We start from the raw sequence: 23,470 nt of genomic DNA on the forward strand, positions 1-23,470 counted from the left end.
CTCCTTGGTTCTCTACTTGGGGGGTTGCAACCGGTGCTCTATAACCGTCTTCACGTCCACCAGGTGGGCCCGCATCCGCTCCTCGGCCTCGGCCGCGTCACGTGCTTCGATGGCCTCCAGGATCGCCAGGTGCTCCTCGTAGTCGCGGCGCCGGTCATCGAAGATCTGCAGGATCTCCCGCTGCTCGGGCCCGTGGACGGTGAGCAGCGAGTCGACGACCTCGTGCAGCACGCTGTTGCCCGCCATCCGCGCGGTCGCCCGGTGGAAGGTCATGTTCGCGTCGTGCAGCTCGGCGTCCTCGCCGCGCAGGTGCCTGCCTGCCTCGTCGAGCACTTGTTGGAGCGCGGCCAGTTCCTCGCGCCCGGCGTGCTCGGCGGCCAGCGCGGCCAGCGGCGGCTCGATGAGGATGCGCGCGTCCAGCAGCTCCAGCAGCCGGGCGGCATGGATCTCGCGCATGTTGGGGTTGGGCAGGACCAGCCGCTCGATGTCGGCACCGACGTAGATGCCGGACCCGTGCCGCATCTCGATGGCCCCGGTGGCCTCGAGCCTGCGCAGCGCCTCGCGCAGCGTCGGGGTGGTGACGGCGAAGCGCTGCGAGAGCTCCCTGGTCGAGGGCAGCCTGTCCCCCGGCCGGTGCCCTCCGGTACGGATGAGCTCCAGCATGCGCTCGGTCAGAGCGTCGGAAAGCGTGGGCCGCGTTACCTCGGACATATCAAGTGATCTAATCACTTAATGCCATTGGCGTCTATGAGCAGAGTGGTTTTCGTGGCGAGCGGGCGTTACGCGATTTCATGGCACGCGTCAGCGCTTGAGCCACTCCGTCATCATGTCGATCTGGCCCTTCCTGGAGGCCTGCACCTGCCGGGCCCACTCCTTGACCGCCGGATTCGCCCCGTTGTAGACCTCCATGCCCGCCATCTGCACAGCGTCGTCCTGATGAGCGATCAGCAGGTTGAGGAGGTCGCGCTCGAAGGACTTGGACTTCTTCAATGCCTGGATCTGCTTGACGTCGGTCTCGGGCATGCCGCCGTGATGATCGTGCCCCGTCGACGGGGCAGTGAGGGGCTGATCCCAGGAGTGCAGCCATCGCAACATCATCTCGACCTCGTTCTGCTGCGTGCTCTCGATGGCCGCGGTGAGCGTCTTGATCTCCGGCGTGGCGGCACGTTCGGTGCCCACCTTGGCGATCTCGATGCCCTGCCGGTGGTGCTGCACCATCATCTGCACGAACATGACATCGTCGGCGTTCACCGGCGCTTCGGGGGCTTCGGATCGCCCGCAGCCGGCGATGATCAGCAGGAGCCCTCCTAATAGGGCAGCCGTCGCGACAAGCTTTGCCCGCACTCGCCTCACCCCTTAAAAAACTAATAGGAAACCTTCCTAAGCGATTTCCCTCTCGGGCACAAGGGCCGCACCGGCGCGTCAGCGGCATCGCAGGCGGCGACTGGCGAGCCCAAGTCGAGCTCCTGGCCGAAACCCGCCACCTGCTCCAGTAGAACCGGGATCGCTCACGGTTCTTCGCCCGCCACGACGGCAAGCAACACGTCCGCGTGACAGGGCTGATCAGCCGGGCACCAGCACCCGAGATCCTTCCCGGCGAGCTCCCGGCGAGCCTGCTCGACGAGCTCAGGATGCTCGCGCAGATGAACCCGGTACAGCTCGATCACCTCGGACCGCTCGTGCACCCGCCCGCCACAAGCCCGGCACCCCTCCCGTCTCACGCTGTGCGGGCTGTTGTACGGACTCGCCTTCAGACCAGGCGCGGCCCGGCCGACGTAGATCGCCCCCTCAGGCACCCGCCCGTGGTACATGTCCCCCTCGACCTTGACTCGGCGTGGCATGCGACATCCTCCCCTCTGACCTGGACCCTTATCCCGGGCCGCCGTCGGGAAACTCGGCAGCGCCGGTGCGGCCCACTGTCCCCGCGAGCACGCGCGAACCACGAGAACCTGTGACAGACGGACTCGCCCGGATGGGCGCTCCGGTTCGCGGGGCTGGCCGCCGAGTTCGACGGCGATACCGTGGTGGCCCAGGACCTGATGCGCGTCGGCGGTGCCGGCCCGGATACCGTCGGGCGAATGACCGTCCGTCTGCGTACCGCGAACGATCTCGATATGCCCGCCGTCGGCGCCCTGCACCACCGGTCCCGGGCCTCGGCTTACGCCGGCCTGGTCGCACCGGAGGCGCTGACCTTCGGCTCGGAGGAGGCGCTCGGCGAGTGGTGGGCCGAGCGCCGGCGCTGGGAGGCCGGCACCCACCGGCTGACCGTCGCCGTCTCGGTTTCCGGCATCGTCGGGTTCAGCTATCTGGGGCCGAGCGAGGACGAGGGCGTGACCGAGTTGTACGCCATCCACGTGCTGCCCGGGCACGTGGGAACCGGCGTGGGCCGGGCGCTGATGGACGACGCGCTGCCGCACCTGGGCCCGCGCGCGGTGCTGTGGGTGCTGGAGGGCAACAAGCGGGCCCGCCCGTTCTACGAGAAGGCCGGCTGGTCGGCGGACGGCGTCACCCGCGACGCCCCGATAGGCGGCGAGCTGACCCACCAGCTGCGGTACGCCCGGACGGCGGCCGGGTGACCGACTTCGCCGAACGTGCCGAGCGGCACCGGGGCGAGCCGCGGGTGCACTGCTACCGCATGCTCGGGTCGTTCGACGAGGCGGAAGACCTGGTCCAGGAGGTGTTCCTGCGGGCGTGGCGCGGGCGGGACGGCTTCGAGGGCCGTTCCTCACTGCGCGCCTGGCCGTACCGGATCGCCACCAACGCCTGCCTGGACTTCCTCGACGGCCGGAGCCGCGGACGCTGCCCGACCAGGCCGATTCGCCGGCCGGCCCGTGGTTGCAGCCGTTCCCCGGCCACCTGTGGGAGCCGGCGGTGCCCAGCGCCGACGACCCGGAGGCCGCGGTGGTCGCCAAGGAGACCCTGGAGCTGGCGTTCCTGGTCGCCATCAGGCACCTGCCGCCGAGGCAGCGCGCCGCGACGATCCTGTGCGACGTGCTGAGCTGGCGGGTCCGCCAGACGGCCGAGGCCCTGGACGGCAGTGTCGCCTCGGTCAACAGCGCCCTGCAGCGGGCCAGAGCCACCCTGCGCACCCACCTGCCGCCCGGCCGGTCGGACTGGGCCCCGTCAGCCCCGTACACCCACGAGGACCGCAGGATCCTGCGCCGCTACATGTCCGCGGTGGAGCGCGGCGACCTGACCGAGGTCGCGGAGCTGCTGGCGCGGGACGTGCGGGCGACGATGCCGCCGTACCGGCAGTGGTTCGCCGACCGCGACGGCGTGCGAGGCAATCGTGTCAGATCAGCGAAGAGATCGTGCGCAGGTCAGCCCAGCAGGCGCTCGCGCAGGGCGGCGTCCTTCTCCGCCACCAGGGGCTGCCAGGTAGCGATAGCCCATCCGGGTTGCCGTGCTCACGCGATGGCTTCCTTGCCGTCACGCACGACGAACTCACCGGTGCCGGTGGTGCCGAACCCGGCCTGGCGCAGGGTGAGCGAGACCGCGCCGGCACCCCCGCTCAGCACCTCCGACTCGGTGATCCGGTAGGTCGCTGGTGTGGCGCCGTCGGCGAACAGCCGCTTGCCGTCCCCGACGACGACGGGGAATTGGAGCAGTCGGTAGGTGTCGACGAGCCCGGCGTCGTGCAGGGTGCGCACCAGTTGCCAACTGCCGTGCACTTGCAGCTCACCGCCCGGCTGTTCCTTGAGCCGGCGCACCTGATCGACGATGTCGCCGCGCAGCACTGTGGTCTTCCCCCAGGCCGTGTCCGCGTCGGACAGGGTGTCGCTGACGACGTACTTCTGCCACGTGTTCAGGGCGGTGGCCACGATGTTCTCAGGATCGGTCACCTGCGACCAGTACGTGCGCATCATCTCGAAGGTGGTCCGCCCCAGGAGGAAGGCGTCGGCCCGCCGGAACCACCCGTCGACGGGGCTGAGTTGGCCGGCGTGGGTGTGGGGCACGAGCCAGCCTCCGCGCTCGAAGCCGTTGCTGGGGTCCTCCTGGACTCCGCCCGGGCCCTGCATGATGCCGTCGAGGCTCACGAAGGTGTGGACGCTGAGCTCCATGATCTTCACTTCCTTTGTGTACGATGTCCACATCTGCGGACAGGCAGAACATTACACAGACAAGTGGATGCTGTCCACATTGGGAGATGTCATGGTCGACACGGCCAAGCGGAGCACCTACCGGCACGGCAATCTGCGCCAGGCCCTGCTGGAAGCAGGGATCGAACTGGCCCGCGAGGGCGGCCCTGACGCGGTGGTGCTGCGCGAGGCCACCCGGCGCGCGGGAGTGGTCCCCAACGCCGCCTATCGCCACTTCGCCGACCGGCACGCTCTCGTGCACGCCGTGTCCTTGGCCGCGATGGCCCAGCTGGCCCGCACCATGGAAGCCGAGCAGGCCGCCCTGTCACCGGTCACCGACCCGGTCCAAGCGGCCTGCGCGCGCTTCCGCGCCCTCGGCACCGGCTACCTGCGCTTCGCCCAGACCGAGCCCGGGCTGTTCCGTGCGGCGTTCTTCGTCCCCGACACCATGGCCGAAGCCAAGGTCGACACCTCCGCAGGAACCGCCGGACTAACCCCTTTCCAACTGCTCGGCGCGGCCTTGGACGATCTCGTCGCATGCGGCCGCATGCCCACCGACCGACGCCCAGGCATGGAGTTCCTCGTCTGGTCGGCCGTGCACGGTCTCGCCATACTCCTCATCGACGGCCCTTTGCGCAGTCTGCAGACCACCCAGGCCGACGAAACCACCCGACTCCTGATCGACATGATCGAAAGAGGCCTGTAATGATGATTCCACCGGGCCTTTCGCCCCTCCTGTGTACTTGGTGACAGCTTCGTCGGCGGGAGAGGCCTCCACCGTCCTCGCGCACGCGCGGACGGTGCCGCGCGTTACGGACCGGCTTGGTCACATCCCACCGTCGCGCTGTGCCGGGATCGAACTGGCGAGCGATGCGGCGGGACCGCTATAGTCTTGATCGCGCCCGATGTCGAGGCCGTTCTTGAAGGAGGTGTGCAGCAGATGCGCAGGACCGTTCAGCAGCGAAGCCACAGCTCTGCTTTCACCAACCTCCTCAAGCCGGAGACATCGTGTCGATTCGCATCACCCCTTTGATTGACCCTCAACTCACGTCGTCCAGTCGCCGCCTGGCGTGGCTGGCCACCCTGCCTGCCGGCGTTCCCGTCGGATCAGCGTTCCTTCGCCTGTTCATCAGGGCGGGCCAGGATCACCTGGCCGAACTCGATCTCCAGGTCCACCCGGCCGAGCAGCGTAGCGGCGTCGGTTCTCTCCTGCTGACCACCGCGCTGGCCGCAGCCCGCGAAGAGGATCGGCGCTGCGTCATCGCCCAGGTGGAGCCCAGTTCGTCGGGAGAGGCCTTCCTGTCGGCGCGGGGCTTTCGCAAGGTGTTGACCTTGACCTATGCAAGGCTGCCGCTGGCCCAGGCTGACCTCGCCGCCCTCGGGAAGATCGTGCACAGCCCACATCCCGGCTACCGGCTGGTCGCGTGGGACGGGGTCGTGCCCGATGAGCTGGCCGAGACGTTCGCCGCGTCCCGCCACGCCTTGGACGACATGCCGATGGACGACACCGACTACGGCACCGTGAGTTGGGACGTCCAGCGCGTACGGGACGCGGCGCTGGCAATCGAGAACCGGGGCGACCTGCTCCATACCGTCGCCGCCATCGCCGAATCCGATGATTCCATCGCGGGATTCACCGAGCTGGTCGTCCCGGGAGACGGCAAGGGCGACGCCCAGCACTACGCCACCGGCGTGCTCCCCGAACATCGCGGACACGGCCTGGCCCGCTGGATGAAAGCCGAGGCCATCCTGCAGGCGCGCAAGCGCTACCCGGACCTCGATGGTCTGCTGACCGACACCGCCGACAGCAACCGCCACATGCGTGTCATCAATGACGCGCTCGGCTACCTGCCGACCCACCAGAGGGTGACACTACAGCTCGACCTGTAGCGGCAAGCCTGCCAGCCGAGGGCTTTCGCCATCGGTTGTGGTGAAGAGGGCGCGCTGGCTTGCGACAATCGATGGTGTGAGCCGGCGCGCGGCGCCGCGCCACCGCCGCTCCCTGGAGAACGACTCTCCGGCTCGCTCCCTGTCGGCCGCCGTTGCCGGTATTTGTCTTCCTGCCGCGCACCCTGGAACTGGTGAGGTCCTTCTATCGATCAACGGATTGTTCCCAGCACGCCCTGAAGATCGCCCGAACTTGGCGTGGTGGCCGAACTGACGGCGATCAGCACTCCAGCAACTACTGTGCCAAGCCCGGCGCTGGCACCGAAGCAGCCAAAGCGAGCATGAACACGTACCCCCACGCCACCTACCTCTCGCAGATCCATCTGAGCGGGCGGGTTCTACGCCTACACAACTCTTGCCGCCTAGTGGTGCGATATGGGCGGATTGGCGTCAGTGGTGTCGCAACGCGGGCGATCCTTACCCGGTGGGGACGCTGTTAGCAGGAGTGTTAGCAAAAGGCCCCTCGCGATCATCGCGAGGGGCCTATGAGCTGGAGCCGCCTTGGGGATTCGAACCCCAGACCCCTTCATTACGAGTGAAGTGCTCTGGCCGACTGAGCTAAGGCGGCGTGCCGTGCAGCGTGAAAGAGTCTACAGGAGCCCGAGGGGTTCTCGCTCCCACCGATCACCCGATGCCCGGACAGATCGCCCGTCCTCCGCCCCCTTCCCGTCGCCCCGCCCCGGGCCTTCCCATGATCTTCGTCGGGTAGTCACCGGCCGGCGCCCCCCGTCGTGCTGTGACCGTACTGCCCGAACTCTCTGGTTACGACGATCCGTCGCCATACATGGCATCGTGTTGTTTACGCGGCGAGCACACGCTGGCTTTGGAGCACGAACACCGCCGCCCCCCGTCGTTGAGCCGCACCACGACCGAGTCGGACGGCACGTTGTGCCCCACCACCGTCCCGGCGCCCTGCGGGGTCTCCACACTCGCCCCCACCCGGGGTGCCGAGGCGCGGAACTCCTGATACAGCGGATGCTCATACTTCAGGCAGCACATGAGCCGCCCACACGCACCCGCGATGCGCAGCGGGTTGACCGGAAGATCCTGATCTTTGGCCATCCGCACCGAGACCGGCTCGAAGTCCTTCAGGAAGGTGGCACAACACAGGTCACGGCCGCAGGGGCCGATGCCGCCCTGCAACCGCGCCTCGTCCCTCGGACCGATCTGGCGCAGCTCGACCCGGGCCCGCAGGTTGCGGGCCAGGTCGCGCACCAGGGCGCGGAAGTCCACCCGGTGCGGCGCCGAGAAATAGACCGTATAGACGTTGTCTTGCTCGAGGTAGTCGATCCCGACCACCTTCATCGGCAGCGTGTGCCGTTTGATCAGTCGTTTGGACACGCTGCGGGCCTCGGCCCTGCGGCGTTTGTTGGACTCGTCGCGGGCGAGGTGCTCTTCGCCCGCCAACCCCGCGCACACCGGCAACCCGTCGATGTCCTCGCTCGTGTATTGCGGCGCCCACACACACTCCGCCACCTCCGGACCCGAGTCGGTCGGCACGAGCACCTTGTCGCCCACTTTCGGGTTGTGCTCACCGGGATCGAGGTAGTAGAGCCTCCCATAACGGGTGAAGCTCACGGCCATGATCATTCCCATGGGCTCGAGCTCGCCTCCTGACGGCCTCGGGGGTCCTTGCGGCCTTCGTTGCCACACTACGTGGGTCCGTACGCGGAAGGTCAGGGGTGCGGAGGTGGATGTTCGCCGGATCACTTGCTGATCGGGCACACCTTGCTGTCATCCAGGAACAAGCCGTAGTCGATCTCCAGCGTGGCCTGATCGGCCAGGCAGGGGGTGTAGTTGGCCGAGGCCACCCCTGGTTGGTGCTTCAGCGTGGCGACCGTCTCGGCCCAGTCGGTGTTCGGCTTCAGCACCAACCGGAAGGATTCGGGCATGTCCTCCACGCGGGTTGCCTCGACCAGCACCTTGTTGCTCTTGTACGCGCGCATGAAGTTCTCATACGCCGCTTTCTTGTCCTCGAAGACGTACGAGTGGACCTCAGGCATGGCCTCGATCAGCTTCCTGATGGCCGCCTTCTGAGCGTTCGTCGCTTCCTTGCCCCGCTTGGCAAAGAGTTTGTCCTTGCCCCGGGACTCGCGCTCGGCACCGCACGCCGGCAGGATGGACCCCTTGCCGCAGAGAAACACGCTGAGCCGCGGCTCCGACAGCCGCTCGGACGACGCCTCGGCAGAGGCGGCTTTCTGGTCCACGACACTCTGTATCCCAGGCAGTCCTCGCAGCGCCTGCTGCACCTCGCGCCGATCAGCCCCCTCCTTGATCTCCAGCCGGAACGACATCGGCAGGTCGGTGACCTTGACCGAGTCAAGCAGCGCCTTGTTGTTCGCGAAGCTGACCCGGAAGCTGTCGTAGGCGCTCGCCTGGTCCACGAAGAACACCGCTTCGACCTGCTTCAGCCCCTTCACCGCCCGCTCGACCGCGCGCACCTCCTCCATGCTCACGCCGCGCCCTCGGCACAGCGTCTCCTTCGGCGTTGACTTCGTGCACAAGAAGACGGCCATATCCGCCTGCTCCGGGTTCGTGGCCACCACCTGGTCCTCGCCTTCGAGACCGCCCAGCCCCGCGGCGGTCGCCACCCCCGCGAGCACTACGGTCACCGCCACGGCCATCAGCCGGAAATCCATCCGGAGCCGCCGCCGCTCCGGTGCCCGCAGCGGCCTGAGGGTGCTGGGGTCGATCGCCGCTCCCGCCTCGGCGAGCGCCTCACGCAGTCTGTCTTCCACCGGGCTGTTCATGATCCCTCCCTGAGTGCTCGGCCGAGGGCGGCCAGCCCTCGCGCGATCGTGGACCTGGCCGTGCTCGCGCTGATCCCCATGGTCTCGGCGGTCTCCTGGTCGGCCAGGTCGAGGTAGTAGCGCAGCGTCAGCGCCTCACGCTGCCTGCGCGGCAGCTCGCGCAGGGCGAGCAGCACCTCGCGCCGCTCCTCGCCCAGGAGCGCGGCGCTCTCCGCCGACCAGACGGGCGGTTCGTACGGCACCGCCCGCCGGAACACCGTCGCCCGTCTTCGCAACACCGACCGGCACCCGTTGAGCACCGCGGAGCGCACGTAGACCAGCGCCTTGTCGGGGTCCCGCAGCCTGCCCCGGCCGGCATGGGTGCGGGCGAACGCCTCCTGCACGACGTCCTCGGCGGTCGCCTGATCGCCGACCATGATGAGGGCCAGCCGTACGAGACCCACGTGATGATCGGCGAAGATCGCCGCCACGTCGACCTGCCGCCGCGCCAGGGGCTCATCTTGGGTGAGCAGTTCCACTTCCACGTAACAGAGACGCCCGGCAACCTCGTCTGCTGCTTCGGTCACCCGGTCATCTTCCGCCGGCCGGCAAGCGCCGCATCCCGGTCCCCGCCTGTCCGCCCAGTGGGCGGCGTCCCCGCCGCGATCCCTCAGGGGCGCAGCGCCAGCATCATCGCCTCGACCGCGATCTGCGGGTTGACATTGGCCGCAAGCCGTTCCCTGCACTGCATGATCGCATCGATGCGCCGCAGCGTTTCCTCGGGCGTCGACCGCTTGGCCAGTTGATCCAGATCGAACCGGATGTCATCGTTCGCCAACTCCACCGCGGCCCCGAACTGCATGGCCAGCACGTCCCGGTAGAACGACACCAGCTCGAGCAACGCCGCGTCCAGCGAGTCCCGCTTGATCCGCGTGGCCCGCGACTTCTGCCGGTCCTCCAGCTCCTTCAGCGCCCCAGCCCCGCCCCGCACCAGCCCTCGGTTGAGCCCCTTGCCCGTGGAACCCTCGCCGTACAGCTTGCGCAGCTCAGTGGTCTCGTTCTCATTGAGCGCGGCCGTGGCCGCGGCCGCCTCCTCCTCCGCCGTCTTCACCAGACGCTCGGCGGCGGAAACGCACTCCCCCACCCCCGTGAGCGAACGTGGAATGCTCAGCACGGCCTCGCGGCGCTGCCTGGCTCCCTCGTCGAGGGCCAGCGCCCGCGCCCTTCTGATGTGCCCCTGAGCGGCCCGGGCGGCGAACGAGGCCGTCTCCCACGGCACGCTGTCACGCGTGGCCAGCACATGGGCGACCGCGTCCGTGCTGGGCGTGGTCAGCGTGACCACTCGGCAGCGCGACCTGATGGTGATCATCAGGTCGTCGAGGGCGGGCGCGCACAGCAGCCACACCGTACGGGGCGGCGGCTCTTCGATGGCCTTGAGGAGGGCGTTCGCGGCCGACTCCGTGGCCCGGTCGGCGTCTTCGAACAGGATGACCCGCCACCGTCCCTGTGTCGGCGCCCCCGCGGCGCGCAGGATGAGCTCGCGGGTCTGCTTGACGCTGTAGGACAGCCCCTCGGGGCGTACGGTCTCCAGGTCGGGGTGGGAGCCGATCAGCACCTGATGGCACTGGTCGCAGTGGCCGCAACCACCGTCGGGGCACAGCAGCGCCGCGGCGAAGGCGCGGGCGGCGTCCTCCCGCCCGGAGCCGGGCGGGCCGGTGAACAACCAGGCATGCGTCATGCCCGCGCCGCGCCCGCCACCGACGACCTCTCCGGCCGCCGCCGCGGCCCGCGACAGCACGGCCACCGCCTTGTCCTGCCCGACGAGGTCATCGAAAACCGTCACGCGCTAAGGCTAGTTGCCCGCCACCCCACGTGGCACAACAACGGGGGCGAGGGCCTCACCCCCAGTCGCGGATCGCCGGCATCGTGCCCGTGACGTCCTCTGTCTCCTCCGGCACCGGGTCGGGCAGGATGTCGCGGATGCGGTCCTGGATCTGCCGGGTGATCACCTCGAGCGGCTGCGTGCCGTCGACGACCAGGTAACGCTCGGGCGCGGCGGCCGCCAGCGCGCGGAACTCCTTGCGCACCCGCTCGTGGAACTCCAGCGGCTCGGCCTCGATCCGGTCGACCGCCCCGCCCAGCCGGGTCAACCCCACCTGGGGCGGCGTGTCGATGAGCACGGTCAGGTGCGGCACGAGGCCACCCGTCGCCCAGGCATTGATCTTGGACACGTCCTCGGGGTCGAGCGCCCGCCCAGCGCCCTGGTAGGCCAGCGACGAGTCCACGTAGCGGTCGGTGATCACCAGCGAGCCCCGATAGAGCGCCGGCCTGATCACCTTCTCCACGTGCTCGGCCCGGTCGGCGGCATAGAGCAGCGCCTCCGCCCGTGCCGTCAGCCCGCGCTCGGCCGCGTCGAGCAGGATGGCCCGCAGCCGCATGCCGACCTTGGTGGAGCCGGGCTCGCGCGTCTGCACGACGTCGTATCCCTGATCGCGCAGCCAGATGGCGATCAGCCGCGACTGGGTCGTCTTGCCCGACCCCTCGCCGCCCTCGAACGCCACGAACAGCCCGGGCACGTGCTCGGCCGCCTCGGCGGGGAACCGCTCGCCGCGCACCGCGGCGATGAGGTCCGCCGCCAGGGAGACGCCCTTCCTGTCGTCCATGTGGCGCAGCGCGAGAAGGCCGACGGTCATCGCGAGCGCCCCGCCGACCACGAGCACCAGGTTGGTCCCGTCGAACCGGTAGCCGAACTCGCCCAACCGCAGCTGGTGCACGCCGAACAGCGCCGCCAGCGGGCTGGCCATGGCGACCACCAGCAGCAGCGTCACCCGCGCGGTCGACTGCAGGAACGCGAACGTACGGCCCCGCAGCCCGTCCTCGACCTCCAGCCCGATCAACGTGTAGCCGATGATCCAGGCAATCCCGGCGCAGGCCCCGAGCAGCACGGTCAGCATGACCACGATCACCAGGTTGTGCACCAGCGCGATCGCGATCAGGACCGGCCCCGCCGCCGTGATGGCCAGCCCGAACAGCCGCCGTCGCGACAGCTCACGCAGCAGCCGGAGCCCGAAGAACATGCCGAGTGCCATGCCGACGAAGACCGCGGCGAACACGACACCGTAGGCGGCGTCGCCGCCGCCGAGCGTCACCACGTAGATCTTGGCCACGCCCACCACGGCCCCGCCGGCGGCGAACGCCCCCAGCATGCCGATGACCAGGCCCCGCACCAGCCGGTTACGGCCGACGAAGCGCCAGCCCTCGACGATCTGCTTGAGCACGGACGGCGTGGAGATCGCGCCGTCCCGCTTGGGGATGTCGCGCAACGTGAAGATCAGGAACGCCGACACCAGGTAGGCGCAGGCGTTGACGATCAGCGCCAGGCCGGTGGCGTCCCGTCCGGCCGGGAACGGCACGATGGTGCTGATCAGGTCGCCCGCCACGGACAGCGCCGCGAACAACATGGCCGCGACCGGCGCGCTGCCGTACGTGACCAGCAGGTTGAGCCGGTTGGCCGACTCCAACTGCTCCTTCGGCACCAGGTTGGGCACCGTGGCGTCCTTGGCCGGGACCCAGAACAGGTTGATGCACTCGACCAGGACGGTCGCGATGATGACCCACTGGTAGCTGTTGACGAAGGGGATGGACAACACCACGGCGAACCTGGCCAGGTCCGCCACGAACATCGTCAGCCGCCGGTCGAACCGGTCGGCGAACACCCCCGCGAGCGGGCCGAGCAGCACGGCCGGCAACATCTTGGCGACGAAGACGCCGCCGACGGCCAGCGACTGCACTCGGTAGTCGTCGCCCTGGGTGAGGTTGGCGGCCAGTGCGGTCAGCGCGAGTATGTTGAGCCAGTCACCCAGGCTGCACACCGACATGGCCGTCCAGAGCCGTCGAAACGGCGCGTTGGCCAGCACGTGAGTAGGGCGGCGTCGGCCGGGGGCAGTCATGATGTCAGCGTATCCAGATGTTGGCCAGAAGCAGGCGGACAAGAGACGAGCGGGATATTCCCGGCGGCTCGTGGCCGAGGGTATTACGTTCGCGGCCCCGTGCGCAGGTTACACAGCTCGAATGGGTCCGCGAAAATGTCATCAATTGATAACTCCGGTCCCATGTCGGGCCTCTTCCACCAATGGCCACCACTCGGCCCGGATATCAGATGGTAGATCCAGCTCATCCCAGAGCTCCGCGAGCAGCACGCCGTCCACGTGATCGAGCAACTCCTGGGGACTGCCCTCGCACAACAACAACATGTACGCCGCCCGCCGCTCCGCACGGTCGGCCAGGTCGTAGGCCCGCCCGTGCAGCCGCGCCACCCCCAGCGCCGCGGCGACCGGCAGCCGCCACAACCGGCTCGGCACAGGAAAAGGCCGAGCGGCGAACTCCACCTTCGGCTCCAACGCCAGCCGGAACCCGGCCGCGTCGAGAATGCGCCCGGCCGTCTCGAGCGTCGGCGACTTCCTGCCGTGCTCATAGGCCGACAACGTGGTCCGCGACGTGCCGCTGACACTGGCCAGCGCCTTCTGGTTCATGCTCGCGGCGTGCCTGGCCTGCTTGAACAGCAGCCCGCCGCGCTTGGCCCAGCCGGCGACACCGGACGCCAGCGCCGCCTCCATCGGCGAGGACACCATGGATCTCCCCCTCCCGGATGTATCCGGAGGGATACTACGGCATGATGGCGTGCCGTGGCCACTCGACTACACTAAGCCAGCTCCAGCATCGTGACCTCGGGCGGAGCGCCGACGCGGACCGGCGGCCCCCAGAATCCGGCGCCCCTGGTGACGTAGACCTGCACCCCGTCCACCGTGGCCAGGCCGGACACCACCGGCTGCTGCAACCCCACGACAAGGCTGAACGGCGCCATCTGGCCGCCGTGCGTGTGCCCGGACAACTGCAGGTCCACGCCGTGGCGGGCGGCCTCGCCCACCTGGACCGGCTGATGCGCGAGCAGCACCGTGGACCGGCTGGTGTCGCGGTTGCCGAGCGCCTTGCCGAAGTCCGGGCCGTCGCCCTGGGACGTGCCGTTGAGGTCGTTCACGCCGGCCAGGTCCAGGACGGCGCCCTGGTGCCTGATCTCCACGCGTTCGTTTCGCAGCGGGCGTACGCCGAGCTGCCCGAGCTCCTCGATCCACTCGGCGAACCCGCCTGGGGAGAAGTACTCGTGATTGCCGGTGACGAAATATGCCCCATAGCGGGACTCGAGGTTCTTCAGCGGCCGTGCCAGCGCGCCGAGCTCGGCCACCGACCCGTCCACCAGGTCGCCCACGATCGCGACGACGTCGGCCTCAAGACCGTTGATCATGCGGACGATGCGCTCGGTGTGGGCCTTGCCCGTGAGCGGACCCAGGTGGATGTCGCTGACCACGGCGAACCTCAGGCCGCCGAGGCGCGGGTCCAGTTTCGGCAGCGTGACCTTGACCCGTTCGATCACGGGATCGCCCAGCGCGCTCGTGATGCCGTACCCGACCGTGCTCAGCGCACCGAGCCCGGCCACGGCGGCGGTGGCCCGCCCGAGGAACAACCGCCTGCTCAACGGAGCAGGCGGCGCAATCTTCTCGGCAACCTGCTCAACCGGCGCAGCGCCCTCAGCAGGCGGGACCGTCTCCACCGGCGCGGTCTCCTCGACGACCGGCGCGGCTGTGCTCGCCAGGACCGCGACGGGCTCGGGCGTGAGCTCGGGTTCCGGTGCCCGCTTCCGCTTGGGCGTGAGCTCGGGTGCCGCCGCCCGCTTCCGCTCCGCCCGGCGCAGGAACACCCCCGCCACGGCCCGCGGAACCTCCAGCACCACGAAGAACAGGACCAGGTAGAACAGCAACGCCAGCCAGACATATCCCGGCCAGGCCAGCCCACTTCCAAGCTCCATCCGCGTGCCGACGAACGTGCCCACGACCAGCACGAACAGCCCCACCATGCCCCAGGTCAGCGCCTTGCGCAGCCGCCCGGGGCCCGTGGTCGAGCGCACCATCCGGTGCCAGAGGTAATAGTGCGCCAGCAGGATGAGGCCGACGAAGACCAGGACCACCACGTATTCGATGCTACTTACGATTTGCTGGCAGGCTTCTTGGCGGGAGCCTTTTTCGCCGGCGCCTTCCTGGTGGTGGTCTTCTTCGGCGCGGGCGCCCGCTCACGGCGCTCGGCCAGCAGCTCCGCCGCCCGCTCGATCGTGATGTCCTCGACCGTGTCGCCCTTGCGCAGGGAGGCGTTGGTCTCGCCATCCGTCACGTACGGGCCGAAGCGCCCCTCCTTCACCACGACCGGCTTCTTGGAGTGGGGATCGGCGCCCAGCTCGCGCAGCGGCGCCGCGGCCGCGGCGCGCCGCCCGCGCTGCTTGGGCTGCGCGAACAGCTCCTTCGCCTGGTCGATGGTGACCGTGAGCAGGTCGTCCTCGGAGGCCAGCGAACGCGAGTCCGTCCCCTTCTTCAGGTAGGGGCCGAACTTCCCGTTGTACGCCACGACCTCCTCGCCCTCCAGCTCGCCCACGAGCCTGGGGATCGACAGCAGCTTGAGCGCGTCCTCGAGCGTGATCGTGTCCAGCGACATCGTCTTGAACAGCGAGCTCGTACGGGGCTTCGGCACGTCGGCCTTCTTCGTGCGCCGCTTGGGAGCCTCCTCGTCCACGGCCGGCTCGGGCAGGACCTCCGTCACATAAGGCCCGTACCGGCCGTCCTTGGCCACGATCATGTGCCCGGTCACCGGGTCGTGCCCCAGCTCCCGGTCACCCGTCGGCCGCGAGAACAGCTCCTCGGCCTTCTCCGCGGTCAGCTCGTCGGGCGTCATGTCCTCGGGCACGTTGACCCGGGCGCCGCTCCTGTCCAGGTAGGGGCCGTACCGCCCGACCCGCAGGACGATGTCCGTCCCCTTGATCGGGAAGGAGCTGATCTCCTTGGCGTCGATGTCGCCCAGGTCGGTGACCATCTCCTTCAGACCCTCGTCGCCGTCGGAGCCGTAGTAGAAGCGCTGCAGCTCCGGCACCCGCTCCGCCCGGTCGTTGGCGATGTCGTCGAGCACCTTCTCCATCTCGGCCGTGAAGTCGTAGTCGACCAGGTTGCCGAAATGCTGCTCCAGCAGGTTGACCACGGCGAACGCCAGGAACGACGGCACCAGGGCCGTGCCCTTCTTGAACACGTAGCCACGGTCGAGGATGGTCCCGATGATCGAGGCGTACGTCGACGGCCGCCCGATCTCCCGATCCTCCAGCTCCTTGACCAGCGACGCCTCGGTGTAGCGCGCGGGCGGCTTGGTCGAGTGCCCGGCCACGTCGAGCCTGGTCACGCTGAGCGGGTCGCCCTCCGCCAGGTTGGGCAGCCGCTTCTCGGCGTCGTCGCGGTCGCCCGACGGGTCGTCGGTCGCCTCCACGTAGGCCTTGAGGAACCCGTAGAACGTGATCGTCCGGCCGGAGGCGCTGAACTCGACGTCCTCGCCGGTGGCCGACCTGCCGCCCACCTTCACGGTGACCGACTCGCCGACCGCGTCCTTCATCTGGGAGGACACGGTCCGCTGCCAGATCAGCTCGTACAGGCGGAACTGGTCGCCCGTCAGCCCGGTCTCGCCCGGCGTGCGGAACTCCTCGCCAGAGGGCCGGATCGCCTCGTGCGCCTCCTGGGCGCTTTTGACCTTGCTGCTGTAGACGCGCGGCTTGTCCGGGACGTACTCGCGGCCGTACAGCTTGATCGCCTGCGACCGCGCGGCCGCGATCGCCGTCTCCGACAGCGTGATGCTGTCGGTACGCATGTACGTGATGTAGCCGTTCTCGTAGAGCCGCTGGGCGACCTGCATCGTGTACTTGGCGGAGAATCCCAGCTTCCGGCTGGCCTCCTGCTGCAATGTGGTCGTCCGGAACGGCGCGTACGGCTTGCGCGTATACGGCTTGCGCTCGACCGACTTGACCGCGAACGACGCCCCCTGGAGCCGGCCGGCGAGCTCGCCCGCGGCCGCCTCGGACAGGTGCAGCACGTCGGCGTTCTTGAGCTGCCCGGTGCTGGCGAAGTCGCGACCCTGCGCCACGCGCTTGCCGTTGACCACGGTCAGCGTGGCGGTGAAGTCGCGCGGGCGCTCCTCCGGCTTGTTGGTGTCGAACAGCGCCTGCAGGTCCCAGTAGTGGGCAGACGTGAACGCCATGCGCTCCCGCTCACGCTCCACCACCAGCCTCGTCGCCACCGACTGCACCCGGCCGGCCGACAGGCGAGGCTTGACCTTCTTCCACAGCACGGGGCTGACCTCGTAGCCGTAGAGCCGGTCGAGGATGCGCCTGGTCTCCTGGGCGTCCACGAGGCGGAGGTTGAGGTCACGCGGGTTGGCCACGGCGTCCTGGATGGCCTGAGGGGTGATCTCGTGGAACACCATGCGGTGCACCGGCACCTTGGGCTTGAGCACCTCGCGCAGGTGCCAGGCGATGGCCTCGCCCTCGCGGTCCTCGTCAGTGGCCAGATAGAGCTCGTCGGCGTCCTTCAGCAGCTGCCGCAACTTGGCGACTTGGGACCTCTTGTCGGGGTTGACGACGTACAGCGGCTCGAAGTCGTGCTCGACATTCACCCCGAGGCGGGCCCATGGGGCGCCTTTGAACTTCTCGGGGATGTCGTCGGCTTTCTCCGGCAGGTCGCGGATGTGGCCGATGCTCGATTCGACGATGTAGCCGCGCCCCAGGTACCCCGCGATCGTCTTCGCCTTGGCCGGCGACTCGACGATCACCAGGCGTGTTCCGCCGGCGCTGCCGTTCTTGGCTGGCACGCTGCTTCCTACCTCGCTGTTCGCTTGCAAAATCCCCCTGCCGGGAGTCGGCACAGACTGAAAGGTAACCCGACTCGCGGAAATTTCCTTCCCCCGGGCTACCCACAACCTTCCGGGTCCACCCACAAGGACGCAGAATAAGGCCCATCGAGCGGTATGGCGCCCTGACTCACCCTGGAGACTAATCGTTGTGCTCGACTACTCCTACATGGATATCTTCATTCCACGCGACCTCACTCGCGAAGCAGCACGTCAGCTGCTGACCGAACACGCGGAGTACGGTCGATGGGAGCTAGCGCGCGTACGCGTCCACCCCGACGGAAGTCGTCACGTACGGCTACGCCGCAAGGTCATGCGGGTACGCCGCACGCTCTGAACGTGGACATAGCTTTGCCCGTCCCGGGCCGCGCCCCCGGAACGGGCAAAGCATCTATCGCTGACTGCTCACGGGCGGTGAGCAGCAGCCGTACCTGTTTACGTACTCGCCGATTCCCTCACTTCCGGCCGGGTCGAAGCCGGAAGACGGATGGGACTTACTGACGGCCGAGCCGGAAGCGGCGAGCCGAGGCGAACAGCGTCGCCGAGGCGGCGAACATGGCGCCGAGCGCGAGGGCGAGCAGCGAGCTCGGGTTCATCCCGGTCAGGCCGGCGGGCTGCTGGGCGCTCATCAGGCCGATGTCGCCGACCGGCAGGCCCCGGGTGACGGAAGTCACCGCGCCGCCGACGGGGGTGGAGGAGACCAGGTCGGTCGCCGAGCCGAGCGGGGAGGACGAGCGGGCCGGCGCGCGGCGGTCGGCGGGACCGGCGTGCGCGGCCTTCGACGCCTTGGCCGGGGCCTGCGCCTGGGCGGGCAGGCCGGGCAGCTCGGGCAGCTGCGGCAGGCCGAACGTCCTGGCGGCGTCCTCGACCAGCGGCACCGCGGTCACCTGACCGAAAACGGCGTCGAGCTGCGCGGCGTCGGCAACGTCCTGCAGCCCAGCGCCATTCGCCAGACCGTGCACCTGCTCGGTAGCGGCGGAGACGCCACCCACGGTCTCGTTCAGCGCCCCCGCGGCGGGAACGCTCTCCAGTGCCTCGACCGCCGGAACGCTCTCCAGAGCCCCCACGGCCGGGACACCCTGGAGGCCGCCCAGCGCCGGGACGCCGGCCAGCATGGGCAGCAGACCGCTCTTCGCGGCCGCGCTCTTGCCGGCGGCGTGGACCCCGGTGGTGTGGGCGAAGCGGTACGGGCCGTGCTTGTCGTGCCCGGGCTTGCCGACGTGCGCCCCGCCCAGGCATCCGGCCGCGGCGTCGCCGAGGACGGCCACGGCGTTGCCGCAGACGTTCACCGGCGCGGCGATCGGCGCCACGATCTGGTTGCCGGCCAGCACGCCGCCCCTGCCGGACGTCCAGTTGCCGCCGCCGTTACGCGGCGAGACGCCCGCTCCGCCCTTGCAGTGGGCCTCGGAGGCCCCGAGGACCGCGGCCGCGTTGCCGCAGATGTTGACCGGTGCGGCGATCGGCGCGACGGCCTGGTTGCCGCTCAGCACACCGCCCCGCCCCGACGTACCGTTGCCGCCCGCGCCGGAGTGACGGACCTTCGCGCCGCCCTTGCAGCCGGCGAAGGCGTTCCCGAGCAGGGCGGCGGCGTTGCCGCAGATGTTGACGGGTGCGGCGATCGGCGCGACGGCCTGGTTGCCGCTCAGCACACCGCCCCGCCCCGACGTACGGTTGCCGCCCGCACCCGCGTTCCGGACCTCGGCGCCGCCCTTGCAGCCCGCGGTCGCGTTGCCCGCGGCGTTGCCGCAGACCTCGACCGGCAGGCTGACCGGGGCCACGACCTGGTTGCCGCTGCCCACCGCGAAGCGCCCGTCGGTGTCGTTGCCGGCGCTCCTGTGGTGCTTGCGGTAGCCCGAACCGCCGCTGCTCACCGAAGAGCCGCCCTTGCAGCCCGAGAACGCCCGCCCGAACACGGCCACCGAGTTCCCGCAGATGTTGACCGGCGCGCTGATCGGCGCGACGACCTGGTTGCCGCCCAGCACGCTCCCGTCCCCAGAAGTACGGTTGCCGCCGGCGCCGCCGCCGTAGACGTTCGCGCCGCCCGTGCAGCCCGCCGTGGCGTCGCCGAAGATCGCCACCGCGTTGCCGCAGGCGTTCAGCGGGGCGGAGATGGGCGCGACGACCTGGTTGCCGCCGAGCACGCTCCCGTCCCCGGAGGTACGGTTGCCGCCGGCGCCGCCCTTCCCCTGGTTGCGAACGCTCGCGCCGCCCTTGCAGCCGGCGTCGGACTTGCCGAACAGCGACACCGCGTTGCCGCAGGCGTTGACCGGGGCGCTGATCGGAACGTTGACCTGGTTGCCGCCGCCGACAGAACCGTCACCCGAGGTCCTGCTGGAGATGCCGCCCTTGCCGTTGTTCACGACCTCGGCGCCGCCCTGCGAGGAGGCCTCCGCCGAGCCGGCCGCCGCGACGGAGTTGCCGCTGATGTCGATGGGGAGAGAGATCGGCAGGTCGACCTGGTTGCCGCCGCCGAAGGAACCGTCGCCTGAGGTGTCGGCGAGGGCGGTGCCGCCGCCGAACGACATGACCGCCACCGCGAGAAGGGCGGCAGGAGTCGATGCCTTGGCCCACGTACGCATGATGAATGCTCCTAGTGGTTCTTGGGGGGATACCTGAACGGATCACGGGCAGCCCGAGACCGGATGAGGTTCACGCACAGCGGGACCTCGGGTCCGCGAACCGGTTTGACTGACGTGTCACCCGCCGGCGGAGGGGATCAAGCCGCGCTCCGCCGCTGTCGCATGGAAAGACCGGTGGCGACGATGGATTGCCGACCGGCGCGCAGGCGGGGATCAGTCAGGTGAGAAAGAAGGGTCGTCCGCCGCTGTGCGGACGACGGGGGGCGGCACGTACGCCGGGAGAGCGCGCCGCGCCTGGAGTCGCGGGTCGAAGACGGACCTCGCGATGTCCCCCGTGGCTGACCCGAACGGGCCGCTGCCACCGCCGTTGGGCACCAAGCCATTGGTGTCCAGGATCTGTCCGGCGGTGGAGGGTGATGGAAGGCCAGGATCCCGCTGGCTGTTGAGCCCGTCGACCGTGCGCCCGGCCATGGCCGCGGCGTTGTCCGACGCCGAGCCCTGATCCGTGCCCACGAGGGCTTGGAGTGCGTCGCCACTCGCCTGGGATGAGTCGCCGAACGCCTGGAACGAGCCGGCACCCGGGACCGTTTCCGCGCCCGCTTCCACGACGGCGGAACCCGCCGTCGCCGTGACGTCCGCAGCCGCCGGAGCGGCGGTGAGCATGCCGAACAGAACGGCGAGCAGCCACCCGGCGACCGCGAGGGCGCCGATCGTGACTGCCCGCACGACGACCCGACGGGCACCGGCCGCGAACCGCGCCATCCGGAGAACCCGATAGTCAGTCGTGTCCTGCTCCGGAACGGCCACGGGCAGACGGCACACAGCGAGGGGCATCGCCCTCGACTGCCGCACCGCCGCGCGCACCACGTGACCTCCCGGACTCCGGAACCGACCCCACATCGTGAGGTCGTTCCGTGGACTCACCCCTCAACGGTCCGTAACCGTAGCAGCACCCAAGGTGGCCGCAAGGGCTTTTCACCTGAGCCCCGCGAATTCCCCAAGTGCACAACTCTCAAATCCGCCCCAACCACCACATCGCCCGGGACCCACACCAAGAGATCGCCATCGCAGCCCCGCACCCGCGCCATCCGGCCCTGCAGAGAGGTCTTCGAAGACTGACCGGATTCTTGGTATGACGCACTCCGCAGAGTTTGCTAACCTTACTGAGCCGACGCGGGATGACGGTCCCGCGTGCAGGCACCAAAGTCCGGGTGGCGGAATAGGCAGACGCGCTAGCTTGAGGTGCTAGTGCCCAGTGATGGGCATGGGGGTTCAAGTCCCCCCTCGGACACCATGGAGGCCCTGAGAATGTGCAGGTCACAGGCTCGGGGCTTTTTCATTTCCGCCTCCAGAACGAGCCGTGATACTCCGCTGATACTTGTGGGCCTGAGCACGAGGGTTACGCGCTCTCGACCAGGGCCGCGAACCAGTCGGCGGCCTCTCGCTGATTGCCGGGCATGACATGAGCGTAGACCCGGAGAGTGATGGCGGGGTCGGCGTGGCCGAGGCGCTCGGTGACCATCTTCAGCGGCTTGCCGCCCGCGATGAGGATCGTGGCGTGGGTGTGGCGGAGGTCGTGAACGCGGATGCGCGGCAGCGCCTCGCGGCCGGCCTTCTCGAACGCCCTCGCGCAGCGCCCGAGCTGGTCCTGGAAACCGCGCGAGAACCGCTCGGGATGCCGGTGGTTGCCCTCCTGGTCTCCGAAGACGAGCGCGTCGTCCCGGGCGAGTTGTAGGGCCATCCCGCCCCGTTCGCGCTTGTACGCCTTGAGTAACGCCACGGTGGCGGCGTCGAGATCGACCACGCGGGGTTTGGCGGTCTTGGTGTCGCCCTCCTTCACGATGGCCTTCTCCCCCTTGACCCGCACGACTCCCACGGACCGGCGGACGCTGACCGTTCCGGCCTCCAGGTCGATGTGCCGCCAGCGCAGGGCGAGCAGTTCGCCGCGGCGCATGCCGGTGTGCGCCAGGAGGTGCCAGGCGACGTGCAGGTGGCTGTGGTCGCGCGACCAGGCCAGGAAATCCTTGAGCTGGGCCGCCGTCCATGGGTGCATCTCGGGCGCCTTGGCCTGCTTGGCGGTCGGCGGCTTGGCCTTGTCCGCCGGGTTGCGGGCCAGCAGGCCGGCGTCCACGGCCTCCGACAGCGCGGCGCTCAGGATGGTGTGCACGTACCGCACGGTGCGGGCCGACAGCCCTTCGCCAACCCTGTGGTCCTTCCGGCCGCTCTCCTCCAGGTACCGGTAGTGGGCGGTCAGCTTCGGCCCGGTCAAAGCCGCGAGGGTCGCCTTGCCGATGTCGTACGGCTTGAGGTGGAGCCGGATGTTCTTCTTGTAGCTGGCCAGCGTGGACGATTCGAGCCTGAGCCCGGCGACCCACTCGTCGAGGTACACCCCGAGGGTCTGCTTGCTGGCCTGGACGAACTCCCCCTTGTCCACCTTGCCGAGGGCCTCGCGCAGGGCCTTCTGCGCGTCCGTCTGGGTCAGCCACGGCTGGTTGTTCTCGTCGCGGCGCCGCAGGACCTGCTTGGCCGACCCGTCCGGCAGCGTGGCCATGAACTTGATGCCGTACCGGACCTGCCCCTTGGACAGCTTGTAGCTGAAGACCGACCCTTCCCCGGGGGATCGTCTCCGCTTGGTCGAACTGCTCACTCAATCTCCTCTGGTTCGTCTTGCATCAACACGTCGATGTGGTCCAGTTCGTCGGGCAACGGCGGGATCGCCGTCCACCCGAGATGCCGCATCTCCTTGCGGGTCCTAGCGATCTCGTACTCCAGTTGATGTGCAATCTGCGCATGGGTCTCCGCTGCTTCACGGCGCCAGCGACGAACCTCCTCGTCCTCCGCTTCTTCCACGGCACAGCGCTGATGAGCAGTGATCTCGGTCTCGTGTCGCCACTGCCGGATGTAGCGCTGGTTCTCGCGCAGTAGGTCGAGCGGGCGCACCTCCTCACGCCATACGTTGATGTCCTTGCCGGTGGTTGTGGCCGGCGAGGATGGTTTGCCGTCTTTGCGCCAGTGCAGAGGTGCGCTGCCCACGAACCAGTCGAAGGCGTCCCACACCGTCGCATGGACGCCCGGGACGATCTCGATCATCTCTGCCTGCCCCAGCGGGAACAGCAGCAGGATCGGTGGGACCCTCAGCACTCGCGCCAGAACCACGACCTCGGCCACGCTGACGGTGGGCCGCCGGCCGTTCTCGAAGTTGGCGAGCACCGACCGGGCGATGGGAAACCCCGCCCCTTCACATGCATCGGCGAGCTGCTGCGCACTCAGCCCCCGACGCTGCCGATGTCGGCGTACTTCCCCGGCGATTATGCGGGCCAGGTCGCCCGCCCACTCGTCTTGTGACACACAAGCACAATATGGCCCAAGT

General features: G+C 69.1%; 22 protein-coding genes, 2 tRNA genes and 1 pseudogene. 7 read left to right on the top strand and 18 right to left on the bottom strand.

Annotation, left to right across the window (positions count from 1 at the left end; genetic code table 11):
- Positions 1–12: 12 nt before the first annotated feature.
- The 3 genes from EDD27_RS41930 to EDD27_RS41940 form a co-directional block, all read right to left on the bottom strand.
- Complete coding sequence (locus EDD27_RS41930; protein WP_127937405.1) at positions 13–711, bottom strand: FadR/GntR family transcriptional regulator; 699 nt, start codon at positions 709–711, stop codon at positions 13–15.
- Between the two features lie 90 nt (positions 712–801).
- Positions 802–1,344, bottom strand: a complete 543-nt coding sequence (locus tag EDD27_RS41935; protein ID WP_127937407.1) for a DUF305 domain-containing protein — start codon at positions 1,342–1,344, stop codon at positions 802–804.
- Positions 1,345–1,508: 164 nt separating this feature from the next.
- Positions 1,509–1,841 carry a DUF4326 domain-containing protein gene (locus EDD27_RS41940; protein WP_206641885.1) on the bottom strand — a complete coding sequence of 111 codons (333 nt, stop codon included), beginning with the start codon at positions 1,839–1,841 and terminating at the stop codon, positions 1,509–1,511.
- Positions 1,842–2,078: 237 nt separating this feature from the next.
- On the opposite strand from EDD27_RS41940, the gene EDD27_RS41945 reads away from it, so the two are divergent.
- The 3 genes and pseudogenes from EDD27_RS41945 to EDD27_RS59025 all read left to right on the top strand — a co-directional run.
- Complete coding sequence (locus EDD27_RS41945; protein ID WP_127937409.1) at positions 2,079–2,576, top strand: GNAT family N-acetyltransferase; 498 nt, start codon at positions 2,079–2,081, stop codon at positions 2,574–2,576.
- A 59-nt stretch (positions 2,577–2,635) separates the two neighbouring features.
- Positions 2,636–2,998: a sigma factor gene (locus EDD27_RS57300; RefSeq protein ID WP_241564908.1), complete on the top strand. Its 363-nt coding sequence runs from the start codon at positions 2,636–2,638 to the stop codon at positions 2,996–2,998.
- Positions 2,935–3,072: pseudogene (locus EDD27_RS59025) on the top strand (sigma factor-like helix-turn-helix DNA-binding protein); the annotation flags it as partial. The gene EDD27_RS57300 and the pseudogene EDD27_RS59025, both read left to right, overlap by 64 nt.
- A gap of 335 nt (positions 3,073–3,407) precedes the next feature.
- Here the strand turns inward: EDD27_RS59025 and EDD27_RS41955 are convergent.
- Positions 3,408–4,061 carry a dihydrofolate reductase family protein gene (locus EDD27_RS41955; RefSeq protein WP_127937411.1) on the bottom strand — a complete coding sequence of 218 codons (654 nt, stop codon included), beginning with the start codon at positions 4,059–4,061 and terminating at the stop codon, positions 3,408–3,410.
- Between EDD27_RS41955 and EDD27_RS41960 the strand changes: the two genes are divergently transcribed.
- Positions 4,042–4,785, top strand: coding sequence for a TetR/AcrR family transcriptional regulator (locus EDD27_RS41960; protein ID WP_206641886.1), 744 nt, complete (start codon positions 4,042–4,044; stop codon positions 4,783–4,785). The genes EDD27_RS41955 and EDD27_RS41960 overlap by 20 nt on opposite strands.
- Positions 4,786–4,905: 120 nt before the next feature.
- On the opposite strand, the gene EDD27_RS54920 is transcribed toward EDD27_RS41960, so the two are convergent.
- Positions 4,906–5,049 carry a hypothetical protein gene (locus EDD27_RS54920; protein ID WP_164904022.1) on the bottom strand — a complete coding sequence of 48 codons (144 nt, stop codon included), beginning with the start codon at positions 5,047–5,049 and terminating at the stop codon, positions 4,906–4,908.
- Between the two features lie 59 nt (positions 5,050–5,108).
- Here EDD27_RS54920 and EDD27_RS41965 point away from each other — a divergent pair, with 59 nt between their 5' ends.
- Positions 5,109–5,969: a GNAT family N-acetyltransferase gene (locus EDD27_RS41965; RefSeq protein ID WP_206641887.1), complete on the top strand. Its 861-nt coding sequence runs from the start codon at positions 5,109–5,111 to the stop codon at positions 5,967–5,969.
- A gap of 548 nt (positions 5,970–6,517) precedes the next feature.
- Here the strand turns inward: EDD27_RS41965 and EDD27_RS41970 are convergent.
- The 9 genes from EDD27_RS41970 to topA all read right to left on the bottom strand — a co-directional run bounded on the left by EDD27_RS41970 (position 6,518) and on the right by topA (position 17,482).
- Positions 6,518–6,594: transfer RNA gene (locus EDD27_RS41970), tRNA-Thr, on the bottom strand.
- Positions 6,595–6,788: 194 nt separating this feature from the next.
- The gene (locus EDD27_RS41975; protein ID WP_421917361.1) at positions 6,789–7,610 is read right to left on the bottom strand and encodes a PSP1 domain-containing protein; all 822 of its coding nucleotides are present in this window, start codon (positions 7,608–7,610) and stop codon (positions 6,789–6,791) included.
- A gap of 122 nt (positions 7,611–7,732) precedes the next feature.
- Positions 7,733–8,776 (bottom strand): permease-like cell division protein FtsX, encoded by a 1,044-nt coding sequence (locus tag EDD27_RS41980; protein WP_127937417.1) that lies wholly within the window; start codon positions 8,774–8,776, stop codon positions 7,733–7,735.
- On the bottom strand, positions 8,773–9,342 hold the full coding sequence (locus EDD27_RS41985) for a SigE family RNA polymerase sigma factor (protein WP_241564537.1): 570 nt from the start codon (positions 9,340–9,342) through the stop codon (positions 8,773–8,775). The genes EDD27_RS41980 and EDD27_RS41985 overlap by 4 nt, the downstream gene beginning before the upstream one ends.
- A gap of 83 nt (positions 9,343–9,425) precedes the next feature.
- Positions 9,426–10,598, bottom strand: a complete 1,173-nt coding sequence (locus tag EDD27_RS41990) for a DNA polymerase III subunit delta' (protein WP_127937419.1) — start codon at positions 10,596–10,598, stop codon at positions 9,426–9,428.
- A 55-nt stretch (positions 10,599–10,653) separates the two neighbouring features.
- On the bottom strand, positions 10,654–12,705 hold the full coding sequence (gene tmk / locus EDD27_RS41995) for a dTMP kinase (RefSeq protein WP_127937420.1): 2,052 nt from the start codon (positions 12,703–12,705) through the stop codon (positions 10,654–10,656).
- 141 nt (positions 12,706–12,846) lie between these two features.
- Positions 12,847–13,386 (bottom strand): helix-turn-helix transcriptional regulator, encoded by a 540-nt coding sequence (locus tag EDD27_RS42000; protein ID WP_206641888.1) that lies wholly within the window; start codon positions 13,384–13,386, stop codon positions 12,847–12,849.
- Positions 13,387–13,457: 71 nt separating this feature from the next.
- Positions 13,458–14,780 (bottom strand): metallophosphoesterase, encoded by a 1,323-nt coding sequence (locus tag EDD27_RS42005; protein WP_206641889.1) that lies wholly within the window; start codon positions 14,778–14,780, stop codon positions 13,458–13,460.
- A gap of 14 nt (positions 14,781–14,794) precedes the next feature.
- Positions 14,795–17,482, bottom strand: a complete 2,688-nt coding sequence (topA, locus tag EDD27_RS42010) for a type I DNA topoisomerase (RefSeq protein ID WP_127937422.1) — start codon at positions 17,480–17,482, stop codon at positions 14,795–14,797.
- Positions 17,483–17,690: 208 nt separating this feature from the next.
- On the opposite strand from topA, the gene EDD27_RS57310 reads away from it, so the two are divergent.
- The gene (locus EDD27_RS57310; RefSeq protein WP_421916622.1) at positions 17,691–17,858 is read left to right on the top strand and encodes a DUF5703 family protein; all 168 of its coding nucleotides are present in this window, start codon (positions 17,691–17,693) and stop codon (positions 17,856–17,858) included.
- 157 nt (positions 17,859–18,015) lie between these two features.
- Here EDD27_RS57310 and EDD27_RS42020 read toward each other — a convergent pair whose 3' ends face one another.
- Together EDD27_RS42020 and EDD27_RS42025 are read right to left on the bottom strand one after the other, a co-directional pair.
- Positions 18,016–20,100, bottom strand: a complete 2,085-nt coding sequence (locus EDD27_RS42020) for a chaplin family protein (protein ID WP_127937426.1) — start codon at positions 20,098–20,100, stop codon at positions 18,016–18,018.
- A gap of 213 nt (positions 20,101–20,313) precedes the next feature.
- Positions 20,314–20,907 carry a hypothetical protein gene (locus EDD27_RS42025; RefSeq protein ID WP_241564538.1) on the bottom strand — a complete coding sequence of 198 codons (594 nt, stop codon included), beginning with the start codon at positions 20,905–20,907 and terminating at the stop codon, positions 20,314–20,316.
- A gap of 398 nt (positions 20,908–21,305) precedes the next feature.
- Here EDD27_RS42025 and EDD27_RS42030 point away from each other — a divergent pair.
- Positions 21,306–21,394 (top strand) — tRNA-Leu (locus tag EDD27_RS42030).
- Positions 21,395–21,499: 105 nt separating this feature from the next.
- Here the strand turns inward: EDD27_RS42030 and EDD27_RS42035 are convergent.
- Both EDD27_RS42035 and EDD27_RS42040 read right to left on the bottom strand, forming a co-directional pair.
- Positions 21,500–22,747, bottom strand: a complete 1,248-nt coding sequence (locus EDD27_RS42035) for a tyrosine-type recombinase/integrase (RefSeq protein WP_127937428.1) — start codon at positions 22,745–22,747, stop codon at positions 21,500–21,502.
- A complete protein-coding gene (locus EDD27_RS42040; RefSeq protein WP_164904023.1) occupies positions 22,744–23,448 on the bottom strand; it encodes a helix-turn-helix domain-containing protein in 705 nt (234 codons plus the stop codon). The genes EDD27_RS42035 and EDD27_RS42040 overlap by 4 nt, the downstream gene beginning before the upstream one ends.
- Positions 23,449–23,470: the final 22 nt, after the last annotated feature.

The organism is Nonomuraea polychroma (assembly GCF_004011505.1).
In the GTDB taxonomy this organism is placed as follows: Bacteria; Actinomycetota; Actinomycetes; order Streptosporangiales; family Streptosporangiaceae; genus Nonomuraea; species Nonomuraea polychroma.

Bases quoted from the DNA above. Each gene is read 5' to 3' on its own strand.
- tmk (WP_127937420.1), bottom strand. From the start codon at position 12,705: ATGACTGCCCCCGGCCGACGCCGCCCTACTCACGTGCTGGCCAACGCG.
- EDD27_RS57300 (WP_241564908.1), top strand. From the start codon at position 2,636: ATGCTCGGGTCGTTCGACGAGGCGGAAGACCTGGTCCAGGAGGTGTTC.
- EDD27_RS41930 (WP_127937405.1), bottom strand. From the start codon at position 711: ATGTCCGAGGTAACGCGGCCCACGCTTTCCGACGCTCTGACCGAGCGC.
- EDD27_RS41955 (WP_127937411.1), bottom strand. From the start codon at position 4,061: ATGGAGCTCAGCGTCCACACCTTCGTGAGCCTCGACGGCATCATGCAG.
- EDD27_RS41940 (WP_206641885.1), bottom strand. From the start codon at position 1,841: ATGCCACGCCGAGTCAAGGTCGAGGGGGACATGTACCACGGGCGGGTG.
- EDD27_RS42000 (WP_206641888.1), bottom strand. From the start codon at position 13,386: ATGGTGTCCTCGCCGATGGAGGCGGCGCTGGCGTCCGGTGTCGCCGGC.
- EDD27_RS41975 (WP_421917361.1), bottom strand. From the start codon at position 7,610: ATGGCCGTGAGCTTCACCCGTTATGGGAGGCTCTACTACCTCGATCCC.
- EDD27_RS57310 (WP_421916622.1), top strand. From the start codon at position 17,691: ATGGATATCTTCATTCCACGCGACCTCACTCGCGAAGCAGCACGTCAG.
- EDD27_RS41945 (WP_127937409.1), top strand. From the start codon at position 2,079: ATGACCGTCCGTCTGCGTACCGCGAACGATCTCGATATGCCCGCCGTC.
- EDD27_RS41980 (WP_127937417.1), bottom strand. From the start codon at position 8,776: ATGAACAGCCCGGTGGAAGACAGACTGCGTGAGGCGCTCGCCGAGGCG.
- EDD27_RS42020 (WP_127937426.1), bottom strand. From the start codon at position 20,100: ATGCGTACGTGGGCCAAGGCATCGACTCCTGCCGCCCTTCTCGCGGTG.